The sequence below is a fragment of the Pseudoclavibacter sp. CFCC 11306 genome, assembly GCF_008831235.1.
Lineage (GTDB): Bacteria > Actinomycetota > Actinomycetes > Actinomycetales > Microbacteriaceae > Pseudoclavibacter_A.
The window spans coordinates 1,455,932-1,482,189 of record NZ_WBKF01000001.1; the positions used below are offsets into that span (position 1 = coordinate 1,455,932).

Annotated in this window: 22 protein-coding genes and 1 pseudogene; 3 read left to right on the plus strand and 20 right to left on the minus strand. The window is 62.6% G+C overall.

Features of this window, described 5'->3' with window-relative positions:
* Nucleotides 1–8 precede the first annotated feature (8 nt).
* The 7 genes from F8O09_RS06465 to F8O09_RS06495 all read right to left on the minus strand — a co-directional run bounded on the left by F8O09_RS06465 (nt 9) and on the right by F8O09_RS06495 (nt 6,193).
* A complete protein-coding gene (locus F8O09_RS06465) occupies nt 9–800 on the minus strand; it encodes an aspartate/glutamate racemase family protein (protein WP_158030540.1) in 792 nt (263 codons plus the stop codon).
* The gene (locus F8O09_RS06470; protein ID WP_158054333.1) at nt 797–1,171 is read right to left on the minus strand and encodes a RidA family protein; all 375 of its coding nucleotides are present in this window, start codon (nt 1,169–1,171) and stop codon (nt 797–799) included. The genes F8O09_RS06465 and F8O09_RS06470 overlap by 4 nt, the downstream gene beginning before the upstream one ends.
* 374 nt (nt 1,172–1,545) lie before the next feature.
* Nucleotides 1,546–2,781 carry an NAD(P)/FAD-dependent oxidoreductase gene (locus tag F8O09_RS06475; protein WP_192497590.1) on the minus strand — a complete coding sequence of 412 codons (1,236 nt, stop codon included), beginning with the start codon at nt 2,779–2,781 and terminating at the stop codon, nt 1,546–1,548.
* Between the two features lie 265 nt (nt 2,782–3,046).
* The gene (locus F8O09_RS06480) at nt 3,047–3,916 is read right to left on the minus strand and encodes a substrate-binding periplasmic protein (RefSeq protein ID WP_158054335.1); all 870 of its coding nucleotides are present in this window, start codon (nt 3,914–3,916) and stop codon (nt 3,047–3,049) included.
* 120 nt (nt 3,917–4,036) lie between these two features.
* A complete protein-coding gene (locus tag F8O09_RS06485; RefSeq protein WP_158030536.1) occupies nt 4,037–4,681 on the minus strand; it encodes an amino acid ABC transporter permease in 645 nt (214 codons plus the stop codon).
* Between the two features lies 1 nt (nt 4,682).
* Nucleotides 4,683–5,321: an amino acid ABC transporter permease gene (locus F8O09_RS06490; protein ID WP_158030535.1), complete on the minus strand. Its 639-nt coding sequence runs from the start codon at nt 5,319–5,321 to the stop codon at nt 4,683–4,685.
* Nucleotides 5,322–5,323: 2 nt separating this feature from the next.
* Nucleotides 5,324–6,193, minus strand: coding sequence for an amino acid ABC transporter ATP-binding protein (locus F8O09_RS06495; RefSeq protein ID WP_318655752.1), 870 nt, complete (start codon nt 6,191–6,193; stop codon nt 5,324–5,326).
* A 1,045-nt stretch (nt 6,194–7,238) separates the two neighbouring features.
* On the opposite strand from F8O09_RS06495, the gene F8O09_RS06500 reads away from it, so the two are divergent.
* On the plus strand, nt 7,239–8,249 hold the full coding sequence (locus F8O09_RS06500; RefSeq protein WP_158054336.1) for a proline racemase family protein: 1,011 nt from the start codon (nt 7,239–7,241) through the stop codon (nt 8,247–8,249).
* Nucleotides 8,250–8,481: 232 nt separating this feature from the next.
* Here F8O09_RS06500 and F8O09_RS06505 read toward each other — a convergent pair whose 3' ends face one another.
* The 6 genes from F8O09_RS06505 to dnaB form a co-directional block, all read right to left on the minus strand.
* Nucleotides 8,482–9,933: an aspartate ammonia-lyase gene (locus F8O09_RS06505; protein WP_158054337.1), complete on the minus strand. Its 1,452-nt coding sequence runs from the start codon at nt 9,931–9,933 to the stop codon at nt 8,482–8,484.
* A gap of 280 nt (nt 9,934–10,213) precedes the next feature.
* The gene (locus F8O09_RS06510; protein ID WP_158054338.1) at nt 10,214–10,744 is read right to left on the minus strand and encodes a hypothetical protein; all 531 of its coding nucleotides are present in this window, start codon (nt 10,742–10,744) and stop codon (nt 10,214–10,216) included.
* Nucleotides 10,741–11,397 carry an HdeD family acid-resistance protein gene (locus F8O09_RS06515; RefSeq protein WP_158054339.1) on the minus strand — a complete coding sequence of 219 codons (657 nt, stop codon included), beginning with the start codon at nt 11,395–11,397 and terminating at the stop codon, nt 10,741–10,743. The genes F8O09_RS06510 and F8O09_RS06515 overlap by 4 nt, the downstream gene beginning before the upstream one ends.
* A 46-nt stretch (nt 11,398–11,443) precedes the next feature.
* Entirely contained in the window at nt 11,444–13,039 is a 1,596-nt protein-coding gene (locus F8O09_RS06520) for a C39 family peptidase (protein WP_192497591.1), read from the minus strand.
* A 58-nt stretch (nt 13,040–13,097) separates the two neighbouring features.
* Nucleotides 13,098–14,930 (minus strand): N-acetylmuramoyl-L-alanine amidase, encoded by a 1,833-nt coding sequence (locus F8O09_RS06525; RefSeq protein WP_192497592.1) that lies wholly within the window; start codon nt 14,928–14,930, stop codon nt 13,098–13,100.
* A gap of 277 nt (nt 14,931–15,207) precedes the next feature.
* Nucleotides 15,208–16,662 carry a replicative DNA helicase gene (gene dnaB, locus F8O09_RS06530; RefSeq protein WP_158031742.1) on the minus strand — a complete coding sequence of 485 codons (1,455 nt, stop codon included), beginning with the start codon at nt 16,660–16,662 and terminating at the stop codon, nt 15,208–15,210.
* 567 nt (nt 16,663–17,229) lie between these two features.
* On the opposite strand from dnaB, the gene F8O09_RS06535 reads away from it, so the two are divergent.
* Nucleotides 17,230–17,874 (plus strand): TetR/AcrR family transcriptional regulator, encoded by a 645-nt coding sequence (locus F8O09_RS06535; RefSeq protein WP_158054342.1) that lies wholly within the window; start codon nt 17,230–17,232, stop codon nt 17,872–17,874.
* A 66-nt stretch (nt 17,875–17,940) separates the two neighbouring features.
* Here F8O09_RS06535 and F8O09_RS06540 read toward each other — a convergent pair whose 3' ends face one another.
* Nucleotides 17,941–19,416 carry a peptide MFS transporter gene (locus tag F8O09_RS06540; RefSeq protein ID WP_158054343.1) on the minus strand — a complete coding sequence of 492 codons (1,476 nt, stop codon included), beginning with the start codon at nt 19,414–19,416 and terminating at the stop codon, nt 17,941–17,943.
* Between the two features lie 132 nt (nt 19,417–19,548).
* On the minus strand, nt 19,549–20,121 hold the full coding sequence (locus F8O09_RS06545; protein ID WP_158054344.1) for a cupin domain-containing protein: 573 nt from the start codon (nt 20,119–20,121) through the stop codon (nt 19,549–19,551).
* Nucleotides 20,122–20,418: 297 nt separating this feature from the next.
* Between F8O09_RS06545 and F8O09_RS06550 the strand changes: the two genes are divergently transcribed.
* Nucleotides 20,419–21,810, plus strand: coding sequence for an NAD(P)/FAD-dependent oxidoreductase (locus tag F8O09_RS06550; RefSeq protein WP_158054345.1), 1,392 nt, complete (start codon nt 20,419–20,421; stop codon nt 21,808–21,810).
* Nucleotides 21,811–21,895: 85 nt separating this feature from the next.
* Here the strand turns inward: F8O09_RS06550 and F8O09_RS06555 are convergent, their stop codons facing one another.
* From F8O09_RS06555 to F8O09_RS06575, 5 genes and pseudogenes are all read right to left on the minus strand, one after another.
* On the minus strand, nt 21,896–22,264 hold the full coding sequence (locus F8O09_RS06555) for a cupin domain-containing protein (RefSeq protein ID WP_158054346.1): 369 nt from the start codon (nt 22,262–22,264) through the stop codon (nt 21,896–21,898).
* Nucleotides 22,261–23,694, minus strand: a complete 1,434-nt coding sequence (locus tag F8O09_RS06560; protein ID WP_158054347.1) for an NAD(P)/FAD-dependent oxidoreductase — start codon at nt 23,692–23,694, stop codon at nt 22,261–22,263. The genes F8O09_RS06555 and F8O09_RS06560 overlap by 4 nt, the downstream gene beginning before the upstream one ends.
* Nucleotides 23,695–23,819: 125 nt before the next feature.
* A pseudogene (locus F8O09_RS06565) lies at nt 23,820–24,125 on the minus strand (DMT family transporter); the annotation flags it as partial.
* Between the two features lie 27 nt (nt 24,126–24,152).
* Complete coding sequence (locus tag F8O09_RS06570; RefSeq protein ID WP_158054349.1) at nt 24,153–24,629, minus strand: Lrp/AsnC family transcriptional regulator; 477 nt, start codon at nt 24,627–24,629, stop codon at nt 24,153–24,155.
* Nucleotides 24,630–24,763: 134 nt separating this feature from the next.
* Nucleotides 24,764–26,221, minus strand: coding sequence for an aldehyde dehydrogenase family protein (locus F8O09_RS06575; RefSeq protein WP_225732896.1), 1,458 nt, complete (start codon nt 26,219–26,221; stop codon nt 24,764–24,766).
* Nucleotides 26,222–26,258 lie beyond the last annotated feature (37 nt).

The window sequence follows — 26,258 nt, forward strand, 5'->3', positions numbered from 1 at the left end:
GTCGCATCTCAATGGAAACCTCGATACGGTGTCTGGCACACGCTCGATTCGAGCCATCTGATCAGCGTGATGAAGTCGAAGACGGGCAACCCCGTGGCGCTCTGAACGGCGGATGCGTACGGAGGCATGTCGCTGCACTCCAGCAGAATCGCGCCGATCGGCGCTGATGACTCCGCCACAAGCGCCGTAGCCGCCGCCACCAGTTCACGACGGACCTCGCCGTTGTCGAACTCCCCTCGGCCCTCAATGATGGCTGAGAACTCGGGGGCTTCCTGCAGCCCGCGAATTACCAGACGCTCGGGGTGCGCAATCCCGCATCCTTCTAAGAGCTTCGATGTGATATCCGGAGACGAAGCGGTGAGCACACCGATCGACTCGTCTGAGCGCACCACTTGCTCGATCCATGGAATCTGCACGAGGCTGGACAGCGCAACTGGAATATCGAGCGCGTCACGCACCTCACGCTGGAAGTTGCCGAAGAATCCGCACCCTGAGCTGATGGCACGCACACCCTCGCGCTGCAGACCAAGGCAGGTGTCTATCACCCGCTCGGCAATGCTGTCATCGGCGGCGAAGAGCTCTGTGACCTGCAGCTCGGGAACGGCAGCGAGGCGCACCGGAAAATCATAGGTCCACCCGTTGCACACGTTTCCAGGCATGTATGGATAACGCACACCGTCGATGAACACGATGCCGATGGGGAACCCGCCCATGTTCTGGTTCTGTCCGACACGCAGTCGCAGACCGTCCGTTTCAGGACCGAGTTCGCCGTAGACCCGATTCGGCCAATGCAGGGTCATGATTCCGGCACCGCAGCGACGGCCATCATTTCGATGTGATAGCCCGGCAGCGTGGCTCCCACGGTCGCACGCGGAGGAAATGGTGCCGGTATCAGGCGTCGATAGACCGCATCGAAACCGGCGAAATCTGTGGTGATGTCGTTCAGGTACACCTTCACCTGCACGAGGTCGCCAAGGCCGGCTCCGGCTTTCTCCAAGATCTTCCGCAGTAGACCGATAGCGAGTTCGGTCTGCTCTTCAATGGTCGTTCCACGCACCTCGCCGGTCTCAAGATCATGACTGGTGACCCCTGATGTGAAGATGAGCCCTCCGACGACCTTGGCATGGCTGTAGGCGGCTACGCTTGATCCGACGCTGATGGTTTCTACCATGTGGTGTTCCTCTCTCCAACTGCTCGATGTGGATGCTGCGGGTGTTCGGCCCAGATACCGAGTGCAGAGCCGGAGGCCGAGGGCTCGCTCTGAATCCCTCTTTCCGTGATGGTAGAAACCGGATGTTTCCCCGTGGTTTCCTGCTCATTGCGACTGCGAAGCGAAGCAGACGCCGCGCGCATGAGAGCGAACGAGCTCTCACGAGCGTGTGCAGCCGATGGGCCCAGACCGCCACGGAAGATGCGCCTGCGCATCGCAACGGCCAGCTCGTGCTCAATGCGATAGCGCTGCGGGGTGAGAGCCGACTGTTCGTAAACTCGTCGAAATACACTTGAGCGCCGAGAACGGCATCAGTCGCAGAGATTCTCTGCGGCTCATGCGAACCTTCCGGGTGAGAACTCCTTGGGAATGCTCGCCTCGTCCAGAGTGCCGTCGACCAAATCCCTGATGACCTCTCCAGTGATCGCCCCCAAGCTCAGGCCGAGCATGGCGTGCCCAGTGGCGAGTATGACCTCCGGTGCCCCCGGCACACTGCCGATGACCGGCATGCCGTCTGGCGCCATGGGACGGAACCCAGCCCACCCCGCCGTGCGCTGGGAACTGTCAACGCCGGGAAACGCCTGCTCAAAGTGACTTGTGATGTACGAGATCGCCCGGTCTTTGACCGCCGAATCCCCACCGAACTCCATGAAGCTGGTGACCCGGAGACGATCGCCGAAGACGGATAGCGCGAGGTGCGAGTCTTCCAGAATCACCGTGCCGACGATGCCATGACCCGGGGCCACGTAGTCGACGCTGTACCCTTTGCCACCTTCCATGCACAGACGCAGACCGAGGGCACGTGTCAGCTCAGGCGAGGTGTAGCCTGCAGCGATCACCACACGGTCTGCCGTGAATTCTCCGCTCGAAGTGCTGACACCGCTGACCTGTCCGCTGGACGAACGCAGAAGACGACGCACCGCCGTCTCTTCGCGCACCGCCCCGCCCGCTGTGACGATCGCGTCACGCAGCGCCTGCATGAGACTGGTGGGGTTCACCTGCCGCGCTTCCTGGGTCCAGACGCCAAAACGGTAAACGTCGGCAAGGGCCGGTTCCAGGGTGGCGAGCTCGTTTCCCTCCACAGCCCTGACCTTGGGTGCCATCCAACTCACGCGCTGGTACTGCTGCAGATACCGATCTCGCTGGTCTCGTTCGGTGAACACTTCTGCCAGCCCTCGATTGTGCCGCTCGTACTCGAGCCCGGTGTCGTCAAGACGGTCGAAGGCGGCCAGCGCCTCTCTGCCGAGCCATGAGTACGCGTCTGTCTGTCTGTCGAAGACACGTTGGTTGGATGCCCGAGCCATGCCAAGCAGGAATCGCACGTACGAAGGACGAAGATGGGGCCGAATCAACAGGGCTGTACCCCCACCGAACGATCTGACTGCCTGACTGAAGCCGCCCGGTGCGGGCACAGGGAACGATGACCCGGGGTTCACGAGGCATGCATTGCCCGTGGACGCTCCCGCCCCGATGCGGTGCTTCTCGAAAACGGTGACCTCGTGCCCGCTGCGCACCAGCTGGTAAGCGCTGATCAGACCGACGACTCCCCCACCGACGACTGCGATTCTCATCGTTCGTTCCTTTCTCTGACTGAAATCGTTCATTCGTTTCTGACGTCCGGCATTTGCCGGTCGACGTCCGAGAACCGCGTCGTGGCGTCGCCGCCCGGACTGTCCGGTAAGACGCCCTATATGAAGATGGTCTGCTGATCTCGAACGTTGGCGGAGGTTTGCGACCACCGGAATGGTGACAGCAGCCGCCCTGAGAGAAGAGCGGGTGAGACACCATGGGAAAAGATGTCTCACCCGCTCGAGTTCCGACTTCGAATCAGTCTGATCAGCCGATGATCTTGAGATCTGTCTCGGCGGGAACGACGATGCTCTCGTCAAAGCCGTTGGACTTGACCAGCTCCGCCAGGGATCCGTCTTCCCGCATCTTCTTCAGATCAGCGTCCAAAGCCTCCTTCAGTCCCGAGTTCTCCTTCGAGATGGGGAACACCGTCTGAGCTGGTTCCACCGATGCCACGACCCGATTGTCAGGCTCGGCGATCTTCACCGTGTAATCAGTCTGATCCTTGTATTCCGAGACCTGCACACCATAGGAGTCCACGGCGGCGCCCACCCGTCCGTTGAGGAGGTCTTGCTGAAGTTCGACCGAACTCGGGTAGGTCTGCAGCTTGTCTCCCAGCACCGACTTGAGGTCCTCGGTCCAGAGGTAGCCGTCAACGGTGCCGACGGCGTCAAGACTCTCGAGACCGGCGACCGTGCTGACACCGTCTTTCGACACAATCGACATGGAGTCGGTGTACATGGGCCCTGAGAAGTCGACGACTTTGTTGCGCTCAGCAGTCGGGTACCAGGCGCCGGTAGTGATATCAATGGTCTTCTGCTGACTGATCATGGGGATCGAATTGGCGTAGGTCGCCTGAGTGTACGCCACGTCGAGACACTCCATCTCCGCCAGTTTCTTCGCGATGTCGATGTCGAGACCAGTGGCGGCACCTCCGGCCGCATTGGCGCTGAACGGAGGTGTGTCGGTAACGCCCACGGTGAGCTTCCCTTCAGCGGCGGTGCTCAGACCTGAGTGTGCGGGAGTGCAGTCTTTGTTCTGCGAGCTGCCCGAGTCGCTTGAGCAGCCGACCAGCGCGATGCCCGCCAATGCGAGGATCGCCGTGCCCGAGGTCAGCGTCGTCAGTTTCTTGTTCATTGCAATGATCCTTTCGAGTACAGCTCGATCATGGTGGCTGTCGAAGAGGACAGGCACCGTTCATGTCGGGGTCAGGCGCAGCAGAACTCTGTGCTTGAGCGCCTCACAGCGTGTTCCTCCTCATGAGTAGTTCCGGTTCATACGACGCTCGACGAACACCGACAGCCAGGTGACGGGCATCGAGATCACCGCATAGATAGCTCCTGCGATCAGGAAGACCTTCAGGTATTCGAATGTCGCATTGCCCACTTGGTAGGCCGCGCTCATCAGCTCGGGAACGGCGATCGAGTAGGCCAGCGACGTCGCCTGAAACATCTGGATGGCAAGACCCATAAGCGAGGGGATCGCCGACCGGAGCCCTTGGGGAACGATGACTCGTCCAAAGACAGTTCGTCGTTCGAGGCCGAGAGCCTGTGCGGCCTCCACCTGTCCCTTCGCCACTGATTGCAGACCACCGCGAATCATCTCTGATGAATAGGCGGCAGTGGTGATGGTCAATGCGATGATCGCTGCCACCACATTGTCGAAGAGCACGTTGATCGCAGGCAACCCGAAGTAGACGATATAGAGCATCACAAGCGCAGGCGTTCCGCGTCCGAGCTCCACGAGGACGAGCCCGGGCCATTTCAGCCATGGGTTCCGGGCAGAGACCACGACAGCCAGCAGCAGCCCGATCACATAGCCCAGGGCGACGGAGACGACCGTCACATACAGACTGATCTGCAGGCCGCTCAGGAAACGCGGCAAGTACTGAAGAATATCCATGTCAGGCAGCCTTCCTCAGACGAGCGTCGAGTCTGCGCGCGAGCACGGCCAGCGGCACGCTCACCACGATGTACACCAGTGCCGCGATGAAGAACGGGGTGAGCGCATCCGGTCCTGGGTTCTGCCTCGCGAAGTTGGTGGAGTAGTAGACCATCTCCGTCACTCCGATCGTTGACGCGATTGATGAGTCCTTCAGCAGACCGATCAGATACGTGGCGATCGAAGGCGAAGTGATGCGATACGCCTGCGGCGCGACGATGTTGAGGAACGCTGTGGAACGTTTGAGCCCAAGCGCCTCCGCAGCCTCCCACTGTCCGAAGTGCACTGATTGAATGCCACCTCGAAGAATCTCTGCGAGATACGCCGCGGAGATCAGACTGAATCCCACTATCGCAGCCTGAATCGGCTTGAACTTGAAGTGACCGATGACGATGCCGAAGTAGATGATGAAGAGCCAAACAATGATCGGAATACCGCGTATGAGATCGACCAGGAAACGGAAGAACAGACGCACCGGCGCCCACTCGGATCGGAGTGCGACGACGAGAGGAATCGCCAAGATGAAACCGATGACGAACGAGACCACGGTGATCAGCAAGGTCAGTGGCAAGCCGAGAAGAACAGCTGTGAGGGCGCCCACGGTCAGCGCTCCAGGACTGCGCGAAGAAAGCGCCTGGTGCGCTCTTCCTTCGGGTTGCTCATGATCTCTCGAGGGTCTCCCTGCTCGATGATCTTGCAGTCGGCCATGACCACGAGGTGATCGGAGACGTCACGAGCAAATGACATCTCGTGTGTGACCACGATCATCGTCATACCCGCAGCCGCAAGCTCACGCATGACCGCAAGCACCTCAAGCCCGAGCTCCGGGTCAAGCGCTGAGGTCGGCTCGTCGAAGAGCATGATGCTGGGGTTGAGTGCAAGGGCTCGAGCAATCGCAATACGCTGCTGCTGACCGCCCGAACACCTCGCAGGATATTGGTCGGCTTTGTCTTTCAGGCCGACGCGGTCGAGCAGTTCAAGCGAACGCTCATCTGCCTCTGCCTTCGAACGACCCAGTATTTTCTGCTGGGGAAAGCTTACGTTTTTGAGAACCGTGAGGTTGGGAAAGAGATTGAATGACTGGAAGACCATGCCGACCGTGCGACGCAGAGCGGTGAGGTCTTTTGCCGACACCTGCTTACCGGGTTCGATGGTGTGTCCGTCGACTTTAATCACTCCAGAATCAGGGACTTCCAGCAGGTTTATGCACCGCAGAAACGTGCTCTTTCCTGCTCCTGATGGGCCGATCAATGCCGTAACGCTTCCGGGCTCCACATGAAGAGAGACATCATCAAGTACGACATGATCGCCGAATCGTTTGGAGATGTGCTCCAGATCGACGCCGAGATGCACAACATCATTCGGCATCGTGATAATCGGTGCTTCCATTTTCCGTTCCTTAGACTCTCGAATGAAACAGCTTCTGAGTTCAGAGATCGAGCTTGTAGAACCGTGCAGCCAGCACAGTCGCACGTGTTCGCACGCTGAGACTCGATTACGAAACTCACCCCTGCAGCGAACGTGACATCACACTATCGACGAGCTGTTTCTTGTGTGTTTCACAGAGGTGTCCGCTGCAGTTCACTTCATCAATCGGTTTTCACCGAGCACGATGTCTGCAGAATGTACGATCCGCGTATGACGCATCGACTCGTCCGCACATCTCGTCTGCCAGAAAAACGACGAGGAACCCGATGCGGTCTGTTCACAACAGCTCAGAGCTTTCCGCCAGTCTGAAATCGGTCTTGACCGCGCGTCAGCTTCCAATGAAGATCGCTACGGAAGCCAGATGTCCGGTCGCCCACGCCGCACCAATGGATCCCGCCTTGTCTAGATGAGGCACCTCATGCGAGAGTCACGGTCATGACACCATGTCAGGCGTGTTCCGTCACGCGGCCGTAACCTGCGGCCTTCTGCCGAACGAGGCACAGATTCGGCGAGTCCCCGTACCTCTCAATCGCACGGGCGTCCACACCCTCAAGAAGAGTACGACGTGAGCCGATTCGAATTCGTTGGTTGAGGAATGAGGCGCATTCGGACCCCCCATGACCTCCTTGGCATGTCGAAGTGTTCTTCGCGAACGAGCGAGGCGATTCTGGAGACTGACACGTGGCAGGAGCCATGGACGTTCTTTGCAGTTGGCGAGCAAGACATCAGGAAGTGCCATGATTCTCGAGAACGAGGTATCCGAGTATTGCACACTGATTACTCAATGGCTACGTCTCGATATTCGCTCCTGTTCTGTCGTTAATTCCTCGTTACTCGAAGGCGGAGCACCTTCCGCAGATCTATGCTGCATAAGTGCGGCATCTTCAGACACACCTTCGAAGCGCCAACAGCAGAGCACCAGAGGATGCGGCGGTGTGTTCGCCGACTCGAGTCAGGAGCCTCCGTGTCGTCAACGAATCGAGCGATCTTCATGACCGACAAGCTCAGAACGCCCCGACATCGGACGCCCCCTCTCTGCAACGGCTTGTGCGGTGAAGACTTCGCGGGATAAGCGTTCGCAGGAGGACACTTGAGAACTGCACGGATCATCAGCACAGTCGAATCGCACACCGAGGGCATGCCGACGCGTGTCGTCGTCGGCGGGGTGGGCGTCCTTCCCGGCTCAACCATGGAAGAGCGCCGACAACGGTTCATGGCCGACCAGGACGGCTTGCGCACACTGCTCATGACTGAGCCCCGCGGGCACAGTGCCATGAGCGGCGCCATCTTACAGCCGCCCTGCCGCCCAGACGCCGATTTCGGAGTGCTCTACATCGAAGTCTCCGGCTGCCTGTCCATGTGCGGTCACGGCACCATCGGCGTTGCCACCGTGCTCGTCGAGACCGGTATGGTGCCTGCCGTCGAGCCGGTTACGGTCATCCGGCTCGATACGCCGGCTGGCTTGGTCACGGCGCGCGTACATGTCAGCGAGGGCCATGCCACAGCGGTCACCATCCGCAACGTCCCCTCCTTCGTTCAAGCGCTGGATCAGGAGGTGAGCGTGCCGGAGCTCGGCATGGTCACCTACGACCTCGCATTCGGCGGCAACTTCTATGCGATTGTGCGGCTCGACCAGATCGGAGTGCCATTCGATCGAGTTCGAAGCGCAGAGATGCTCGACGCCGGGTTGCGCATCATGGACGCCATCAACGCGACGAACCGCCCTGAGCACCCTGAGCACCCTGAGCAGCCCAGCATTAACACCTGTCACCATGTGTATCTGCAGGCACCGGGCTCGACCGCTCGACATTCTCGTCATGCCATGGCCATCTACCCGGGGTGGTTCGATCGGTCGCCGTGCGGCACCGGCACCAGTGCACGCATGGCTCAGCTGCACGCACGTGGTGAACTCCCGCTCCAGACGCCGTTCGTCAATGAGTCTCTGATCAGCACGACGTTCACAGGAATGCTTGTCGGCAGAACCATGGTCGGCGACCTGCCCGCAGTCATCCCCGAGATCACAGGCCGAGCCTGGGTCACAGGTACGGCTCAGTGGATGCTCGACCCGACAGACCCGTTCCCTACAGGCTTCACTGTGTGACTTCAGGCCTCGCGCACCACCGACCACGTAAGACGTTCACTTGAGTCGGTAATGGTCAACGGGCGCTTCAGAGACCTGCCGATGACCGACCTCGGCATCAACGAATGAAGTCTGCGTACGTCACTGCAGATGCAAAACCGGCATTGGCCTCGGACATGGTGTTGGCCGGACTGACGGTCTGTGAGATACCGTGCGGCACAGTGGCAGCCCGATCGCCGTTCGCGGGGTCAGTTCACTCCTCGACCACCGGGATCCACGGGTGAATCAGGTGCTCGGGCAGCAGAGCGGCCTCAAGCTGCTCATCGCTCATGAGTCCTTCTTCTCGCACGATGTCGGGGATGCTGCGCTTCTGTTCCAGCGCTTCCTGCGCAACGCGCGTGGCCGTCTGGTAGCCGAGCACAGGCGACAGAGCGGTGACGATCGACACCGAGTTCCACACCTGCTCGCGAAGATGCTCGGTGTTGGCCGTGATGCCGACGATGCAGCGATCGGTCAGTGTGCGCAGAGCGCGTTCGAGATGACGAATCTCTTCGAAGAGCGAATGCGCGATGATCGGCTCGAAGGCATTCAGCTGCAGCTGCCCGCCTTCGGCCGCGAGCGAGATGGTCACGTCGTGGCCGATGATCTCGTACGCGACCTGGTTGACCACCTCGGGAATCACCGGGTTCACTTTGCCGGGCATGATCGACGAGCCAGCCTGCACCGGAGGCAGGTTGATCTCGCCCAGGCCCGAACGCGGGCCGCTCGACAGCAGCCGCAGATCGTTGCAGACCTTCGAAATCTTGACCGCGATGCGTTTGAGCACGCCTGAGAGCTGCACGAAACCACCGACGTCCTGTGTCGCCTCGACGAGGTTGCCGGCGCCCAAGAGACCGAGCCCGGTCAGTCGGTTCAGCTCGACGATCATCGCCGGCGCGTACTCCGGTGGAGTGTTGATGCCTGTGCCGATGGCGGTGCCGCCGATGTTCAGCTCTTTGAGCAGCGCACGTGCGGCCGCCAGCACCTTGATGTCGGCGCGGATCATCTCTGCATAGGTGCCGAACTCCTGGCCGAGCGTCATCGGCACGGCATCCTGCAGCTGGGTGCGACCGAGCTTGAGCACATGCGCGAACTCGCTCTCTTTGACCGCGAAGGCATCGGCTGTATAGGCCAATGCCTCGCTGAGCTCGTCGAGCATCAGCAGCAGGGCGATCTTGATGGCGCTGGGGTAGACGTCGTTGGTCGACTGGCAGCAGTTGACGTCATTGTGCGGGTCGATCAGATCGTAGCGTCCCTTTGCGGCACCGATCTCTTCGAGGGCGACATTGGCCACGACCTCATTGGCGTTCATGTTGGTCGACGTGCCTGCGCCGCCCTGGATCATGCCGACGGCGAACTCATCGTGCAGCGCTCCCGAGCGGATGCGCTCACAGGCGTCGACGATCGCCTTCGAGGTGTCGGGTTTGATGAGCCCCAGACGGGCGTTCACCGAGGCCGCAGCCTCTTTCAGCACGGCCAGAGCATTGACGAATTCCGGATAGTTGCCGACTGATTTGTGCGTGATCGGAAAGTTGTGCAGCGCACGTTCCGTATTGATGCCGTAATAGTGCGAATTGTCGATGTCCAGCGAGCCCAGCAGGTCTGTCTCCTGGCGTATGTCCGCGGTGGGCGGGGTAACGGTCTGGGCATCCATGATCTTGCTCATGCGCGGTGTTTTCTCCTTGTGGGAACTGAAGCGGTCGCATGACCTGCGCAGCCGGCCCTCGTCTGCCGGCTGCATGTCGAACAGTCTAGAAGAGCAGCTGTGTCGTCTGTGTTAACAGAGACCGGCCGTCACGGCCAACGGTGGTCCGCCACGGCTCTTGCCCGCGCAGGTCCGTGCACAGCCCTGCGACGCCATCATGCTGACAGCGCAGGCGTCAGCAGTCCCGACACGTCAGCCGACGAGACTGCGGCTGAGATCGGTGAGAGTCGGCCTTGAGCGGTCAGTGCTGCGAGTCACCCGTCTTGCCCTCAGAGTTGCCGTCACCGGTGGCCTCGCCTGCGGCTGCGTCCGCAGCTGCGTCCGGCGCTGTGCGACCCGCTGCCGAAGTGGTGCTGCGCCCTGCGCCGCCTGCGGCCTGCTCTTCCTGAATGCGGTCGTTGAGCCTCTTGACGCGCTCAGTCTGTGCCTCGATGCGAGCGGCCTCCTGGCGAATCGCTTCGTCGATCTCGCGTTGCCGCCGCTCGCGCTCGATCTCCTGCTTCTCGCTCTGATCGGGTTTCACCGTCAGCGCCAGAGTCGCGAACACGACAAGCACCACGATGAACGCAACGCCGAAAGCGGTCGCAGTGAGGGTGACCGAACGGGTTCCGATCATGACGACCACCGCGGCGAAGATGCTGAAGACTCCCGCGAGGCTTACGATCTCGTACGGCTTCGCGCGAGCCTGCATCGGCGGGCGCTTCTGCTCCTGTGCCCTGCGGTTCGCGTCTTCGGGTTCTTTTCTCGACGCGGATTCGTGCTGCTCAGTCATGCGTTGCGCTGCTCCGTTTCAGATTCTTCGCCGTCTGCACGATGCACGCCAGACTGGTGGATCTCAGCCGAGCCGTCGGCAGCAGCCCTGCGGCCGACGCTGCGCAGTCCGACGCCGGCCAGAATGAGCTGCACGCCGACCAGGGCAGCGTAGAAGCCCAGCAGACCGGCCGCCCAAGTGGTGCCTGACCCGCCGAAGAACTCCGCAACGGCGAAGAGCACCGTGAGCGCTCCGGCGATGATGTGGTCGGCCCGCATGTCCGACCCGGCCGAGAGACGCAGCCCGAGAAAGAGCTCGACCAGCCCGGCCACGATCGCCCAGACGGCAATCAGCGTCGAGATCGGCTGGTCGGTCATTCCCTGCCAGAACGTGCTCAGCACGCCGGCCAGCACCGTGACGCCTGCGAGCACGCCGACGTAGAGACGAGACATCGTCTCGGTGAGGCCTGCGGCTGCGAAACCGACCAGCGAGATGCCGACGCCGACGGCCCAGATCGCGAAGAGCACTGCGGTGAACTGATCGGTGTGGTTCAGGCTCAGAGTGATGATCACGCCCACGGCAGCGCTGACGACGCCGCGAGCGAGCACCCACCACCAGGCTTTGGGCGTCACAGTCGTGATGAGCGCTCGTTCGCTCGCAGAGATCTCATTCATATCGACTTGAGTCTAGTCGAGCTGCCTTTCGACCAGCGCCATCGTCTCACCTGCCGCGAGCGCGCCGACGCACGTTCCTGTGACGTCCGACCATGGCGGTGAAGAGCCCGGCCAGCGTGACTCCTGCCGCGACAGCAGCAGCGGCACGCCAAGCCGCCAGGTCAGATCCGGTCTGCGCAAGCTGCTGCGGCTGGTCGCCTGCCGTGACAGACGAGCTCGGCACACCCTGCTGGTCTTCCGCACCCGCTGATGGCACGGGATTCTGCTGCACGGCAGGTGCCGTCGGGCCAGCCGGAGACGGCTCCGGGTTCGCAGGGTCGGAGTCTGTCGGCGTCGTGGGAGACACGGGCGAGGCCTCTCCGGGCAGCGGGTGACCTTGCGGCAGCGTGACGTAGGCGGTGCCGTTCGAGCCGTTCAGCCAGACCCGTTCGAAGTTCGCACGGGGGTAGATTCGCCGCACGTCCTGGTTGGTCGGCGAGTACGGGTCGTTCACGATGACATCGCCCGCAGCGGTGAATCCGACGATGACGAGCAGGTGTCCGTTCGTCGAGTACCCCGCCTGAGGCAGCTCTGCGCGTGTGAACGCCACCGATACGACGAGAGGAATGCCTGCGGCGATGTACGTCTCGGCCTCGGCCAGGCTCGGCATCCTGGTCACGAAGCTCTTCAGACCGAATGACGCGGAGTACGCCGTATTGAAGGGCCAGTTCCCTGCCCCTTCGTATGCGAAGTCATAGGTGTGCATCGCCGCCCAGTCGACCTGCGGGTCGCCGTTCGGCGCTGTGACGCTCTGCAGATCTGCCGACGTCGGCCCCTTCTTCCAGTACCCGAGCACCATGCTCGACGAGGTCGGTGAGCACCAGGCCTCGCCGCCGTTGTCGAATTCCGGGTACTCTCCGCGATGGATCTCCTGTGACAGCTGCGGCACGTCGAGCACGGTGTCTTCTGTCATGCTCGACGTGCTGGTCGTCGTGGTTCCCGTGCCAAGACGAGAGGCGACGACGCTGACCAGTGAGACCGACACATCGGCGAGCGCCCCGACCGGCCGCAGCAGGGTCACCCGCGCCTGGTCGCTCACGATCGGTCTGCCGTCGGCGGCTGAGAACGTGTCGGTGTAGACGTCTCCGTCGGCGTTCGACTGCCCGTCGACCGAGGTGCGGTGGATGTCGCCGGCGGCGAAGTCCATGCCGCTGGCCCAACGCCCCATCACGAACCAGTCGGTCCATGTTCCGTCAGCATGCCGGCCGCGCATCTCGCTCTGCACCCAGGTGCCGGTCGGAGTCGTCGCGTTCCACGAGACGATGGCGTCTGAGGCCTCGAAGCCGATGTCGTGCACAGGTGACGTCCATGTGCCCGTCTCATACTCGACAGCTGCACGATGATCTGCGAAGGGGTCGGCATACGACGTGCGCCCCTCGGGCATCGACGTCAGACTCAGCGTCTCGTTGCGGTCGATCTCGACTCCCTTCCTCTCTCCGAGACTGAAGTCTGCTGCGGAGTCCCAGGCCTGAAAGTCGGCCGTCCTCGGCTGGGCCTCACTCTGCGGCAGCTCATCGGCTGTCGCGGTGGGCACCCCGATCATGAGCACGGCCCCGATCGCGGTCAGGGCGGAAAGCGCCGCACGAAGCGTCTGTCTGTTCACGAATCTCTTCCTTCCACGCATGCTGTGGGATGACGGCGGTCTTGCCTCGGCTCAAGACCTAGCGGTGCAGCCTCACGTCATCCCGCTTGATGAAGGCGAGTCTGTGCCCGAGATACACCAAGAGGTATTGGGTGCGTCCCACGATGTCGACATGATCGCCGGGGGTGTCAGGATCGAAGGTCTGCGCGCGGTAGTAGTCGGTCGCCGGTCGGTCGTCGACGACCACATAGCGCTGCCCTCGCCCGAGCCGGTAGACGAGAGGCGGGGCCTCGACCACATCCGCCGCATTCGTGAAGGCCGAGGCCTCTGGGTAGGCGGCGCCGAAGACCGCCGTGTCGTCATGCCGGATCTCAGCGACCGTCGGGCGCGACACGACCCGCACGACGGGCCGCCGGGCCGAGTTGCGCAGCCAGCCGCGAGCGCCGAGGTACCAGACGGCGATCCAGTCGTCGCGTACGTCGGCGACGACGTAGTCCGTGCCCGCCGAGGCACGAGCGCCGACATCGGCGACGTCGGTGGTGGGGGTGTCATTCGGATGCTGTCCGACGTCGACGAGCAGCGGGGCGTTGTCGTCGGGCGCGGTGCGCAGCGGCACGAAGTTGCACGAGGTCGGCGAGCCGTCGAGGGTGCCCTGCGCGGAGCTGCCGGTGATCACCTGCAGGTTCTCGGCGAATCCGGGCAGGATCCGAACGGTGCTGCCCGGGCGCAGACGACGTCCTGCCGGCGTCGTCCCCCGGTCGAGAGGCCTGCCCAGCAGGCGGAAGTAGCGCTCCCAGTCCCAGAACGGTCCCGGATCCCAGTGCATGCCGCGAATGCCCTCAGTCTTGAGAGCGGGCACCTGGTCGTGTCCGAGGATGTGGCCGCGATCGACCGGGATGCGGTACTTCTCGCACAGATACGCGACCAGACGAGCCGACCTGCGGTACATGGCGTCGGTGTACCACTCGGTGCCGCTGATCGCGTACCCCTCGTGCTCGACGCCGACGGCGTGCGTGTTGACGTACCAGTTGCCAGCGTGCCAGCCGATGTCTTTCGTGCGCAGGTGCTGGGCGATCTTTCCGTCTGAGGAGCGAACGGTGTAGTTCCACGCCAAGTAGTTCGGGTCCTGTACGAGGTTCATCGCCTGATCGTATGAGCACTCGGTGTCGTGGATGACGACCATGTCGAGCGAGGGACTGCGCGGCCGGTCGCCGAGATCATGGTTGCCGTAGTCTCCGGCGCCGGCGCCCGTCTGCAGGTATGGCGCCTCGACCCACTCCACGCCGAGGTCGCGCGGCGCGTCGACGGGCGATGACGACGGCACTGCGTGATGCCACCGGTCGCGGCGTCGGCGCAGCGCCCTGTCGCTCCCGGTTCGGTCGACTGACCGACCCGGCTGGCGTACGACGTCACGGCCGACCTTCAGCGTCGTGCCCTGCTCCAGACGCTCGCGAAGACCGTCAGCGAACGAAGTCTGAGCGTCGAGAGACGGGCGGCCGCTCACCAGCGTCGCCGCCGCGATCCAGTCGGCGGGGTCGGTGTCCCGGCCCAGGCTTCCACCGGACTGCCGCTGAGCGTCGGCGAGCAGCGCTGCAGCCGCCTGGAGGTTGGCCGCCGGATCACTCACGACCTCTTGTGCAGGTCGGCCGGAGAGCCGAACGGCTTCACCCAGCTGGTCGACAGGTGCCGGCGCGCTGCCGCCGTACGCTGCGTCTCTCGCCTGACGCGCAGAGGATCCGTCGACGAGGGTCGTCGGAAGGCCCGACTGGGAGTTCGAGCCATCGTGGTTGAGCACGCAGAAGGCGGCGATGACGGATATCGGCACCTGATGGTCTGCGGCCGCCGCTTCGAGGCCGGCGGAGACCTCTGCGGCGACGGCGGCCGGTGGCCGCGAGGCGTTCAGTGTGCTCACGGCAGCAGCCGAACTCAGAGCAAGAAGAAAGTGACGTCGAGAGATGGGCATGTGGGACTCTTTCACGAAGGCGCGACACTAGGCACATGTGACTGAGCTGACAGTGACCTTTGGGCAGGCTGTCAGCCCTGGGGGACAAGAGTCACTCTAGGAGCGTGGACCGTGGAGTCACCGCGCATTCACCACTTCGCAACAATCGTTTACCTTGCTGCAATATTGCACATTTGTCGGATATTATCCGACAAAAAATATGGAACACAGCAAATACACCGTTCGTTTAGACCGGTTCTTCGACGTCGCTGTACGCCATGTTCGCGAAACGCGACAGATGCCCCTGGAACGCCACTCGCAGATTCGCCGTCGGGCCGTTACGGTGCTTGGCCACGATCATCTCGGCCTCTCCCAGGCCCGAGACCGCTCCGGGTTCGTAGCTCGACTCGCGATGCAGCAGAATCACCATGTCGGCATCCTGCTCAATCGAGCCCGACTCACGCAGATCGCTCAGAGCAGGCCGTTTGTCCTGTCTCTGCTCTGGGCCACGGTTCAGCTGCGACAGGGCGACGACCGGCACGTTCAGCTCTTTCGACAACAGCTTGAGTGCGCGCGAGAACTCACTGACCTCTTGCTGACGCGACTCGACCTTCTTGCCGCTGGTCATCAGCTGCAAGTAGTCGATGACGACGAGCTTCAGGCCGATCTGCTGCTTGAGACGACGGCACTTCGCACGAATCTCGACCAACGTCAGGTTGGGAGAATCGTCCAGATAGAGCGGCGCGTCGTTGATGCGCCCATGCGTCGAAGCGATTGTGGTCCAGTCTTGACCGTCGAGCATGCCCTTGCGCAGCTTCTGCAGCTCGACCCCCGCCTCGGCCGAGAGCAGTCGCATCGCGATCTCGGTCTGCCCCATCTCGAGCGAGAAGAACGCCGTGGGCATATTGTGCGCGATGGCCGCAGAGCGGGCGAAGTCGAGCGCCAGGGTCGACTTTCCGAGACCAGGTCGAGCAGCCACGATGATCAGCTGGCCGGAATGCAGGCCGTTGGTCAGCTTGTCGAGATCGACAAAGCCCGTGGGCACGCCGGTCATCGAACCGTCACGTCCCTTGGCCGATTCGATCTCGGCGATGGCCTTCTCGACCGCCGCCGACAGCGGGCTCACGTCTTCGGACTGATCTTTGCCGCCGACCCCGTAGATCTCGGCCTGCGCTTCATTGACCAGATCAGTGACTTCACCCTCGGCGTTGTACCCGAGCTGTGCGACGTGCGTCCCCACTTCGACCAGGCGGCGCAGCAGCGACTTCTCTTGGACGATGCGCGCATAGTAGCCGGCGTTTGCGGCCGTCGGCACGATGGCGGTCAGCGTGTGCAGATACTCGATGCCCCCGGCGCGCGAGATCTGTCCGGTCTTGGTCAGCTCGTCAGTCACGGCGATGACGTCGGTCGGCTCGCCCTTAGAGTACAGGTCGAAGATCGCGTTGAAGATGATCTCGTGCTTCGGCTGATAGAAGTCGGTGGCTTTGACCTCTTCGAGAGCGGTTGCCACGGCGTCTTTGTTCAGCAGCATGCCGCCGAGCACCGACTGCTCGCTCAGATCGTCATGCGGCGGAGTGCGGTCGACTCCGGAGAGCGTGCCTGCGAACCCTTCGCCGCGAGACCCACCACGGCGGTCGTCCTTCCAGTCGCCTTTCGAGCGAGACCCACCAGAGGCGTCGCCCGTGATGTTTGCGATGCTCATCATGAGTGGCCTCCTCCGCCGTGCGATCCGTCGCCGTCAGCATGACAGCACCCTGCGACATCGCTCCTCGTGCGGAGCGCCGCACGGTCACACCGTGGTCAGTCGAGGTGGCTGCCCGCACCTCGTCGAGAGACAGCCCGCACCACTCTATGCACCTCAGGCCGAATTGTGCACCCCTCGGACTGCAGGTTATCCCCATCCACGAAATCTTTCTGTGGATAACCTGGTGAGAACTCTCCCCAACCTGAGCATAACCATGTGAATAACTCGCCTTTTTGTGCACACCCTTCCACAAGCGCGCCGAAATCCCCCGGAATTCCGGGGATTTTCTTGTGGATAACTTCGCACCACAAGTTCACCTGAAGCTCATGTTGAAGGTTTTCCAGCATTTGACAACACCCCGACCAGCGCACTACGGCCTCATTCCACAACCTTTATCCCCAGGTTATCCACAGGCGGATCTCCGTGATTCCGGGCGACGTGCATCGTGAGGCGCAGATCTGCCGCGCCGGGAGTCGATCGCTGACGAGCCCCAACGACACGCCCGCCCTCAGGTAACGTGATGACATGACTGTCACTCGACGCGGCGAAGTTCGGCGCCATGAGATTCTTCGGCATGCCATCGAGACAATCGCCGAGCGCGGCATCGAGAACACGCGGTTCCAGGACGTGGCCGCGTCGGCGAATGTGTCAATCGGCACAGTGCAGCACTACTTCGGCTCTCGCGACGATCTCATCGACGCAGCGCTCTCGGCACACACTCTCGCAACGATCAGCGAGATCTGGTCGAACATTCCCGATGCGGGCGACCCCTGGCAGGGGCTGGTGTCGCTGCTGCACGGATACCGCGTCTCTGGCGACATTCGTCAGCGCGCACGAATCTGGATCTCACTGTCGAACTCCGCGATGAACAACCCCAGACATCGCACTCTGCTCGAGTCGCTCTACTTCGAGTGGGGGCGCCCGTTCATGACGGTCATCCGACGCGGAGCAGAACAGGGAGTCTTTCACCCGCTGATGCCGGTTGAGACCTGCGTCGACATTCTGCTGCGGCTGACAGACGGCTACGCCATGGCCGAGGCGACCAGCCTCACCGGCGGGCCCGCCTTGAGCAGCACGCTCGCCGACCACACCGTTCCCGGGGTCGACGACCGCACAGAAGCGATCTTCGTGGGGCTTGCCGCGGCGTTGGTCGGCAGAAATGCAGCGTGAGGGCCGGCGCCTTCAGGCAGTCCGACCCTCACGTGCAGACAGCGCTCTCGCCGCGCCCCGGCGACGTTACTCGATGATGCGGTTCAGCGGCCGGCGCAGCAGCAGAAGCAGACCGCCCAGAACGATGCCCGCGGCAGCGACGATGGTGAAGTACGTGCCGTTCGGAATCGCGGTGAAGAGCTGGCCCAGCAGTCCCGAGAGCGACGAGCCGAGTGCCAGTGAGAGAAAGTTGAGCCCGACCATCTGCGCCTCGAATGACTTCGGACCGATCTTCGTCGCCAGAGCCAGACCGATCGGCCCGACGAACACCTCTGACGAGCCGGCAAGGCACATGAACAAGAGGATCAGCAGCAGCGGAATCGTCGCGTCCCCGGTGACACTCGAGATGAGCAGCAGATAGGCGTACGCGCAGCCGATCTGCATCAGGCCGATGGCGTACTTCGTCGCCGGCTTCGGCTGCCGTTTGCCCAGCCGCTGCCACAGACGTGCGATCAGCGGGGTGATCAGAACAGCGGAGAGCGGACTCACCATGGTGATCCAGGCGACCGGGAACGTCCACGACCCGATGTGCAGATCGATGCGTTCGGTCACCAGAATCGAGATCGCGGTGAACTTCTGGAACAGCAGACCGAAGTAGATGCCTGAGAGCAGGAAGAGCGGCAGGAACGCCGCCACCCTGCGCTTCTCGAACGCTGTCACCTTCCGAGACGTCAGCATCACCGCGAAGTAGGCGCCAGCGGCGATCAGGGCGATGACCGTCACGATGCTTGAGAGATTCTCAGCATGCAGCAGACCGGTGAACCAGGCGATTGCGATGACGACGATCGCCGCGGCGATCCACGCGAGAGGAACGAACCGGCGTTCGCGCGGCAGCGGGTTGTCGACCTGGCCGGCCCGCTCCGGCAGCCGTTTCATGGAGGGAATGTACTGGACAAGGGCAGCGACCATGCCGATCGCGGCCAGACCGAAGCCGTAGTGAAAGCCCAGCTGATTCTGCGCGAGCCCGGTGAGCAGCGGACCGACCACGGCGCCCACGTTGATCGCCATGTAGAAGTACGAGAAGCCGGCATCCCGACGACTGGTCTCCTCCCCTTCGAGCATGTAGCCGACGATCGTGGTGATATTGGTTTTGAGGGCACCTGTGCCGACGATGATCAGCACCAGCCCCACACCGAGGCCGGTCAGCCCTGGCAACGCTGCCAGAGCGATGTGTCCTGCGGTGATGACGATGCCGCCGATCAGCACCATGCGCTTCGGAGAGATCAGTCGATCGCCGGCCCAGGCGCCGAGCAGCTGCGCGAGGTATACCGAGCCTCCATAGGCGCCGACGATTCCCGCGGCCGCGGCGGGCGCGATCTCAAGACCGCCCTTGTCCAACGAGTAGAGCAGGTAGAACGAGAGGATCCCTTGGAGCCCGTAGAACGAGAATCGTTCCCAGAGCTCGGTGAAGGCCATCTGCCAGATGCCTTTGGGAATGTGTTCTCGGCGCGAGCCGTGAGGCGCGTCTCCCGGCGGCGTCTGGACGTATGGTGCTGTTGTCATCGTGCGTTCTCCTCGACATTCGGTGCTCGGAGAGGTGGGGGAACCGAGCGGATGGTGCGGGCCCGGACGGCGCCCGCATGCCGCGACTCCGCAACAGGAGCGCGGCGAGCTTGGGGTAGGACGTGACGCCCGTCAGTACGTCGGGGGCGACATGCCCCAGACCACACGCGCCGGCTGGATGCCGGTGCTCTCAACGACTCGATGCGGCTGGCTGCTGCGATAGTGCACCGAGTCGAGCGCTGCGAGGTGGTGCTTCTCCTCTTGGATGAAGACGTCCACCTCGCCTTCGACGACCAGCAGAATCTCTTCTGAGTCTCCGTGCGTATACATTTCGGGCCCGGTCGAACCGCCGGGATCGAAGCTTCCCAACAGCAGCTCCAGATGGTCGAAGCCTCGAGGGTTCAGCCTGATCTTCGAAGCGCCCTCGCCATAGTGAATGCCCTGAGCGTCTGCGTGGCGCAGCACGGATGACGACTGGTCGCTCTCAGAAGGTGCGAAGATGCTTCCCACCTCGAGCCGAAGCACTGCACAGATGCGCTGCAGCGTCGCCACACTCGCGTTCGACTTGCCGCGTTCGATCTGTGAGAGATGCCCCTCGGTGATTCCAGCCTGAGACGCCACGTCGCTGAGGCGCAGGTGAAGCGCCTGTCTGCGTCGACGGATGCGCATGCCGGCGATGAGCGTGGGATCCTGCTGGTCTGTCATGAGCAGTAGTCAATCCCAGATTCCGCTGGGGCTCAAGAGAATATATTTTTGGTAATACATTTTTTACAATTGACGAACCTTGTTTTTGTAGGGGAAAGAGCTTCTTACTAGGGAGCCTGCTCCGACATCGTTTGCCAAATTCCCATACGACGGTATTATGCATATCACCTGCTGCTGCCTGGTTTCTCCCCCCTTCCGGGCAGCAGCAGGCCTTCACCTTGCAGTCAGCTTCTGACAAGGGGAACTCTCACGGAGTCGACCACCGGGGCTGCTCCACCAGCCGAAAGCGAAACGATCATGAAGAACGGACACATCTCCTTCTGGATGGATCGAGATCTCGACGGTCTGCAGACGAAGCGTCCGCGCCTCGAAGCCGACCTCGAAACAGACGTCTGCATCGTCGGCGCAGGATTCACCGGCCTGTGGACCGCGTATCTGCTGCAGAGACACGACCCTGCGCTGCGCATTCACATCCTCGAGAGCGACTTTGTCGGCCACGGAGCATCCGGCCGCAACGACGGTTGGGTCTCGGCGCTGCTCAGCGCGAATCGCCGCAAACTCGCAGCAGCATCCGGCAGAGACGCCGTCATCGAGTTTCAGCGCACGATGATCGAAGCCGTTGACGAGATCATCGACATTCTCAGCGAAGAGAACATCGACGCTCATCAGGTCAAGGGCGGGCATCTGCGCGTGGCGCGCACTCCTGCCGCCCTTGCCCGCCAGGAGGCCTCTCAGCGAAGCGCGCTCGACTGGGGATACCTCCCCGAGCACATCACCATGCTCAGCCGACAGGAGGCCGACGAACGCATCCGCGTCGACGGCACCGTGGGCGGCATGTTCAACACGACGACCGCACGCATCGATCCGTCGCTGCTCGTCACCGGTTTGGCTCGGCTCGTCGAACGCCGAGGCGCAGTCATTCACGAGAACACTCGTGTCGCCGCCGTGGCTGCACACACCGCGCGCACAGCGCAGGGCCAACGAGTGCGAGCACCGTACGTATTGGTCTGCACTGAGGCATACAGCGGTCAGATCGACGGCATGCCGAAGCGCCGCATCGCACCTGTGAACTCATCGATCGTGATCACCGAGCCGCTCACCGAATCACAGTGGTCGACGATCGGCTGGAACGATGACGAATGCTTCGGCGACTCGGCTCATGTCTTCACCTATGCGCAGCGCACGGCCGACGGCCGCATCGCCATCGGCGGCCGCGGCAAGCCGTACAGATACGGTTCACGAACGGATCACGCCGGCGAGGTCGATGACAAGACCGTGCAGCTGCTGCACAGTCGCCTGACCGAGTACTTTCCCGATGCAGGAGAGATACCGCTTGCACACGCGTGGTGCGGCGTGATCGGCGTCACACGTGACTGGTGCGCATTCGTCGATCTTGACCAACAGACCGGCATCGGCACGGCTGGCGGATACGCCGGTCACGGTGTGACCACGGCGTTCGTCGCAGCCAACACCTTGGCCGATCGCATCTGCGGGGTCGACTCCCGATACAGCAGGCTGCCCTGGTTCGGACACCGCCCGCCCCTGTGGGAGCCCGAGCCCGCCAGATGGATCGGCATCACCAGCATGTACGGCCTCTTCGGCGTAGCAGACACCCAAGAGGAGCGGGCGAACGCCGAGCGCACGGCGCCCATCGCACGCTTCGCCGCGAAGATCACCGGAATGGACTGATCGCCTCCCCCTCCCGATCACGAAGACAGGCCGGTGACCGGTCACCAGATAGAGGCTCACTCTCGCACCGTCGTGAGTTGCCCTGTCATGATCGTGTCAGATAGACCTTCCGCAGCGGCCCTTGCGTCACTGTCCACCGTGTTCGCATCCCTGCGCCCAGACGCATGAGTGACCCGGGGCGCAGCTCGACCGCGTTGCCGTGCGGTTCCAGGAACTCGACCTGCGCAGCGCCTGAGATCACCACGAAGAATTCATCCTGCTCGACGTCCGACATGCACCCCTCCGACATCTCCCAGATGCCGACACGCAGATCGCCGAGCTCTCCGACCGGTCGAACCCCGGTCGTCGGAGTGCCCGAGACGACCTGTGCCTCAGGCACCGAGGAATGAAGAATCGGCTGGGCGCCCACATCCACCGCGCTGCCGACCGGCAGTGCCCCCTCCGTGCCGCTCATGAGTCGAACCCCAGCCCCACAGCGTCCATCGTGCGCAGCCAGAGCCCGCGCTTCCCCTCATGGCGATCAGCACGCGCCATTTCGCTGTACGAAAGCCGAGCCCCGACGAATGCGAACGGATCCGGCGGAAATGGTAACGGCTTCTTCGTGACATAGTCCATACGGGTCAGCTCCGTCGACCGCCCGTCGAGCAGGTCGACCATGACTCCCGCAGCAAAACGTGTGGCGCCGACGCCCAACCCGGTGAAACCGGCGGTGTGCGCGACTCTGCCGTCGTGCTGCGTCGCGAAGAACGGAAAGAACCGGCTGCAGGTGTCTATGGCACCACCCCACTTATGCGAGAATCCAAGATCGGCCAGATACGGGTATGTCGCCGCGAAGTGTGCGGCGAGCCGTCGGAACGAGGCATCTCGCTGGTCGTACTGCGGTTTCACTCGCCCTCCATAGTGGTAGATGGCGTCGTAGCCGCCGTACAGGATGCGCAGCCGACCGTCGGCGTCGGTGGTCAATCGTGAGTAGTGGAACCGATTGTTGAGATCGGTGATCCCGTACTGCGCGGCCCAGCCCAACTGTGCCGCCTGCTGCTCGCTCAGCGGGTTGCTCATGAGCGCATAGTCGTACAGCGGAATCGTGTACTTGCGTTCTTTGCGAATCAGCGAGGGAAAGACGTTTGTGCCCAACGCGACACGCTGGGCACGCACCACTCCCCCGGGCGTCTTGACCGACACCGCACCGGCGTCTGCGACTATGCGCTCGACAAGAGTGCCCTCGAAGATTCTGACCCCGAGCTCCTCGCACACGCGTGCAAGCTCCCAGGCAAGTTTTGCCGGATGCACGATCGCCGTGCCCTGCGACTCGAAGAGACCGGCCTGGTACAGAGGTGAGCACACCTCGGCAGCGAGGTCTTCTGCACTCAGAAAGCGTGCATGCGCGTCATCTCGCGCCGCCGTACGCAACCACTCGACCTGGTGCGGTTCTGTAGCAGTGCGCAGCACACCCGACATCTGAAAGTCGCAGTCCATCGCATATCGGCTCACCGTCTCAGCGAGCTGGTCGAGATTCTGCTGCCCCAGCTCTGCAAGCCGTTCGTACTCGTCGGGCAGGCGCCGGATGCCGTTGGACGCCCCGTGTGTGAGGCTCGCCTCGCAGAAGCCCCCATTGCGGCCAGATGCCGCCCATCCGATGCGCTTCGCTTCGAGCAAGACCACATCTCGCTCCGGGTCGCGCTCTTTAGCGAGCAACGCCGTCCACAAACCCGTGTAGCCTCCGCCGACGACGACCAGATCGCAACGGGCGTCCTCGGCAAGCGGTCTTCTCGCTGCAGGCCGGGATGTGTTCTCAAGCCAGTACGGCGTGCGTCTGGCCCCACCGAGCAGCTCGCGTTCCTGAGCGTCGGTGAAACGAGCCTCAGCGTCTTCGAATACAGTCATGTGTCTTCCTTGGTCAGATCGCCGCTGAGGTGTCAGCGGTCGTGCAGATTGGCGCTGTGAGCGCCCACTTCGGGTGGTTCGGACCGGCTGCCCGCCGCAGCGCCGTCATCATGCGTGGTTGCTCCAAGATTGAGCAGCACGACACCGATCACGGTGAGAACGAGCCCCGCCATCTGCCAGGGCCGCAGGTGCTGAGAGAAGAAGAACACGCCGATGATCGTCACCGCGATCGTACCGAGGGCCGACCACGTCGCATAGACCGGGCCGACCGGCAGCGTGCGCACCACCAGACTCAGCAGGTAGAAAGCGGCCGCATAGCCGAGAATCACCGCGGCACTTGGCCAGAGCCTGGTGAAGCCCTGTGTCGTCTTCAGCATGCTCGTGGCGAAGACCTCTGCTGCGATGGCGCAGGCCAGCAGAATCCAAGGCATGTCACTGCTCCTCGTGAGAGGAACAGCTCAGGCCACACCCCAGCCGTAGGCCAGTTTGTGCGCCTCGAGCACAAAGAACGTCTCTGTCGATACAACGCCGGGCGTCTTCTGCAGCCGTTCGAGCAGGTACTCCGTATAGTGCTGCATATCGCGGCACACGACTTCGATGATCACGTCGAACGAGCCACTGGTGACGACGACATAGCTGGTCTCGTCGTGCTCGGCGAGAAGTCGGCAGACCTGACGAGCCTGCCCCGGTTTGCATGAGATGCCGATCATGGCGAGGTGATCGAAGCCGATGTTCAGCGGGTTCGCGATGCCGACGATCTGCAGAATACCCGCGTCTTCCAGACGCTGTACGCGGTATCGTACGGATGACGCGGGCACTCCGGTCTCCAGAGCGATGTCTTTGAACGACTTGCGTCCGTCCTTTTGCAGGATGGCGATCAGTCGTTTGTCGATCTCGTCGAGATTGTTCACTGCGCCGCCCCGCTTCGGATGCATGATGCCCTGCCCATATCACGTGTGATTTTTCCACACCGGTTGTCCTCTCACAATTCCACGACCTTCTCCGGTGCCGCTCTGACGGACATCAGACCGTGCGGCACCGGAGGAGTCGGAGGCCTGCAGCTTTCCCGCTATCTCACGTGGATGGCCCCGGTGCGCAGGTCGGTCATGTCGTGCAGCGTATACATTCCGCCGATACGCCCCCACCCAGTGCCCTTGCCGCCGGCTCCGCCGAACGGCATGTTGATGTCCCACCAGCCGTTCGAATCGTTGACGATCACCTGGCCGGTCTCAAGCTCTTCGATGAACCGGTAGGCGCGAGACAGGCTCTCGGTGAAGACGGCCGACTGCAGACCGAGAGCGTCGGCGTTCGCAACTCGCAGGATCTCATCGTCAGAGGTCGCACTGAGGATCGGCAGCACCGGTCCGAATGACTCTTCCTGGGCCAGAAGGCTGTCTTCGGTCACACCGTCGACGATGGTGAAGTCGTAGTAGAGATTCGTGGCGAAGCCTGTGGCACGCCCGCCGCCGAGGAGGATGTCGAACCCGCGAGCCCGCGCCTCATCGAGGTGGCGATCCATCTTCGCCGCCACCCCCTCATTGTTCAAAGGACCGAGGTTGACCTCCGAGCTGAAGGGGTCACCGAGTCGCACATGGCTCTGGGCATAGCTCAGTGCGGCTTCGACGAACTGATCGTGCACGGCTTCGTGCACGATCAGACGTTCCGTCGCACAGCAGACCTGCCCGGCGCAGTAGAAGGCCGAGTCGACGGCGGCCGCGGCCGCACGTTCGATGTTCGCGTCTTCAAGCACGACGATCGGGCCGTTGCCCGAGCACTCCATGAGCGTGCGTTTGAGCCCGGCGGTGCGCACGATCTTTGCTCCGGTCGCCGATGAGCCGATGAACCCGACGGCATGAATGCCGGGGTGGGCGACCAACTGCGAGCCGAACTCGCCGTCTCCGGGCAGCACGCTGACGAGACCTTCCGGCACCCCGGCTGCGGTCAGCGCGTCCATTGCGGCGAGCACGGCCAGTGGCGTGTTGCTCGGCGGCTTGACCACGCAAGCGTTCCCTGTGGCGAGGCCGGGCGCGACGAATTCCGTGAACATCAGCAGTGGGAAGTTCCACGGAGTGATGATGCCCCAGACCCCAACCGGGGCGTGGAAGGTGAACATGCGTTTGTCCACGTCAGACGACGGAAGCGTCTCGCCGTAAAGACGCAGGGCATCCTCCGCATGCAGGTGGAAGAGCTGTGCGGCCTCTTTAATGTCGGCAACTGATTCGCTGACCGGCTTTCCCTGTTCCAGCGTCTGCAGACGTGCGAGGTCGTCGACGCGCCTCTCGAGCTCGTCACCGACGCGGTGCAGGATCTCCGCACGCTGGAAGACGCCGACTCGTCGCCACTTCCGCTGCGCGTCATGGGCCCTGCTGACGGCCGCGTCCAGATCTTCGGCGGTTGCCGAGGGAATGGCTGCGATCACGTCGCCAGTCACCGGGCTGACCACCTCGACTCGTTCGTCTGATGTGCCGTCAGTGAACTCTCCGGCGATGAACAGCTGCGTTCTGGGGGCTTGAGGCAGAGCGTTCACTCTGCACCTCCTTCTGAGTCTCGAGTACTTCTGTCGC

Coding starts and splice junctions, on each gene's coding strand:
- F8O09_RS06465 (WP_158030540.1), bottom strand. CDS start 800: ATGACCCTGCATTGGCCGAATCGGGTCTACGGCGAACTCGGTCCTGAA.
- F8O09_RS06470 (WP_158054333.1), bottom strand. CDS start 1,171: ATGGTAGAAACCATCAGCGTCGGATCAAGCGTAGCCGCCTACAGCCAT.
- F8O09_RS06475 (WP_192497590.1), bottom strand. CDS start 2,781: ATGAGAATCGCAGTCGTCGGTGGGGGAGTCGTCGGTCTGATCAGCGCT.
- F8O09_RS06480 (WP_158054335.1), bottom strand. CDS start 3,916: ATGAACAAGAAACTGACGACGCTGACCTCGGGCACGGCGATCCTCGCA.
- F8O09_RS06485 (WP_158030536.1), bottom strand. CDS start 4,681: ATGGATATTCTTCAGTACTTGCCGCGTTTCCTGAGCGGCCTGCAGATC.
- F8O09_RS06505 (WP_158054337.1), bottom strand. CDS start 9,933: ATGAGCAAGATCATGGATGCCCAGACCGTTACCCCGCCCACCGCGGAC.
- F8O09_RS06510 (WP_158054338.1), bottom strand. CDS start 10,744: ATGACTGAGCAGCACGAATCCGCGTCGAGAAAAGAACCCGAAGACGCG.
- F8O09_RS06515 (WP_158054339.1), bottom strand. CDS start 11,397: ATGAATGAGATCTCTGCGAGCGAACGAGCGCTCATCACGACTGTGACG.
- dnaB (WP_158031742.1), bottom strand. CDS start 16,662: ATGAGCATCGCAAACATCACGGGCGACGCCTCTGGTGGGTCTCGCTCG.
- F8O09_RS06535 (WP_158054342.1), top strand. CDS start 17,230: ATGACTGTCACTCGACGCGGCGAAGTTCGGCGCCATGAGATTCTTCGG.
- F8O09_RS06540 (WP_158054343.1), bottom strand. CDS start 19,416: ATGACAACAGCACCATACGTCCAGACGCCGCCGGGAGACGCGCCTCAC.
- F8O09_RS06545 (WP_158054344.1), bottom strand. CDS start 20,121: ATGACAGACCAGCAGGATCCCACGCTCATCGCCGGCATGCGCATCCGT.
- F8O09_RS06550 (WP_158054345.1), top strand. CDS start 20,419: ATGAAGAACGGACACATCTCCTTCTGGATGGATCGAGATCTCGACGGT.
- F8O09_RS06555 (WP_158054346.1), bottom strand. CDS start 22,264: ATGAGCGGCACGGAGGGGGCACTGCCGGTCGGCAGCGCGGTGGATGTG.
- F8O09_RS06560 (WP_158054347.1), bottom strand. CDS start 23,694: ATGACTGTATTCGAAGACGCTGAGGCTCGTTTCACCGACGCTCAGGAA.
- F8O09_RS06570 (WP_158054349.1), bottom strand. CDS start 24,629: ATGCATCCGAAGCGGGGCGGCGCAGTGAACAATCTCGACGAGATCGAC.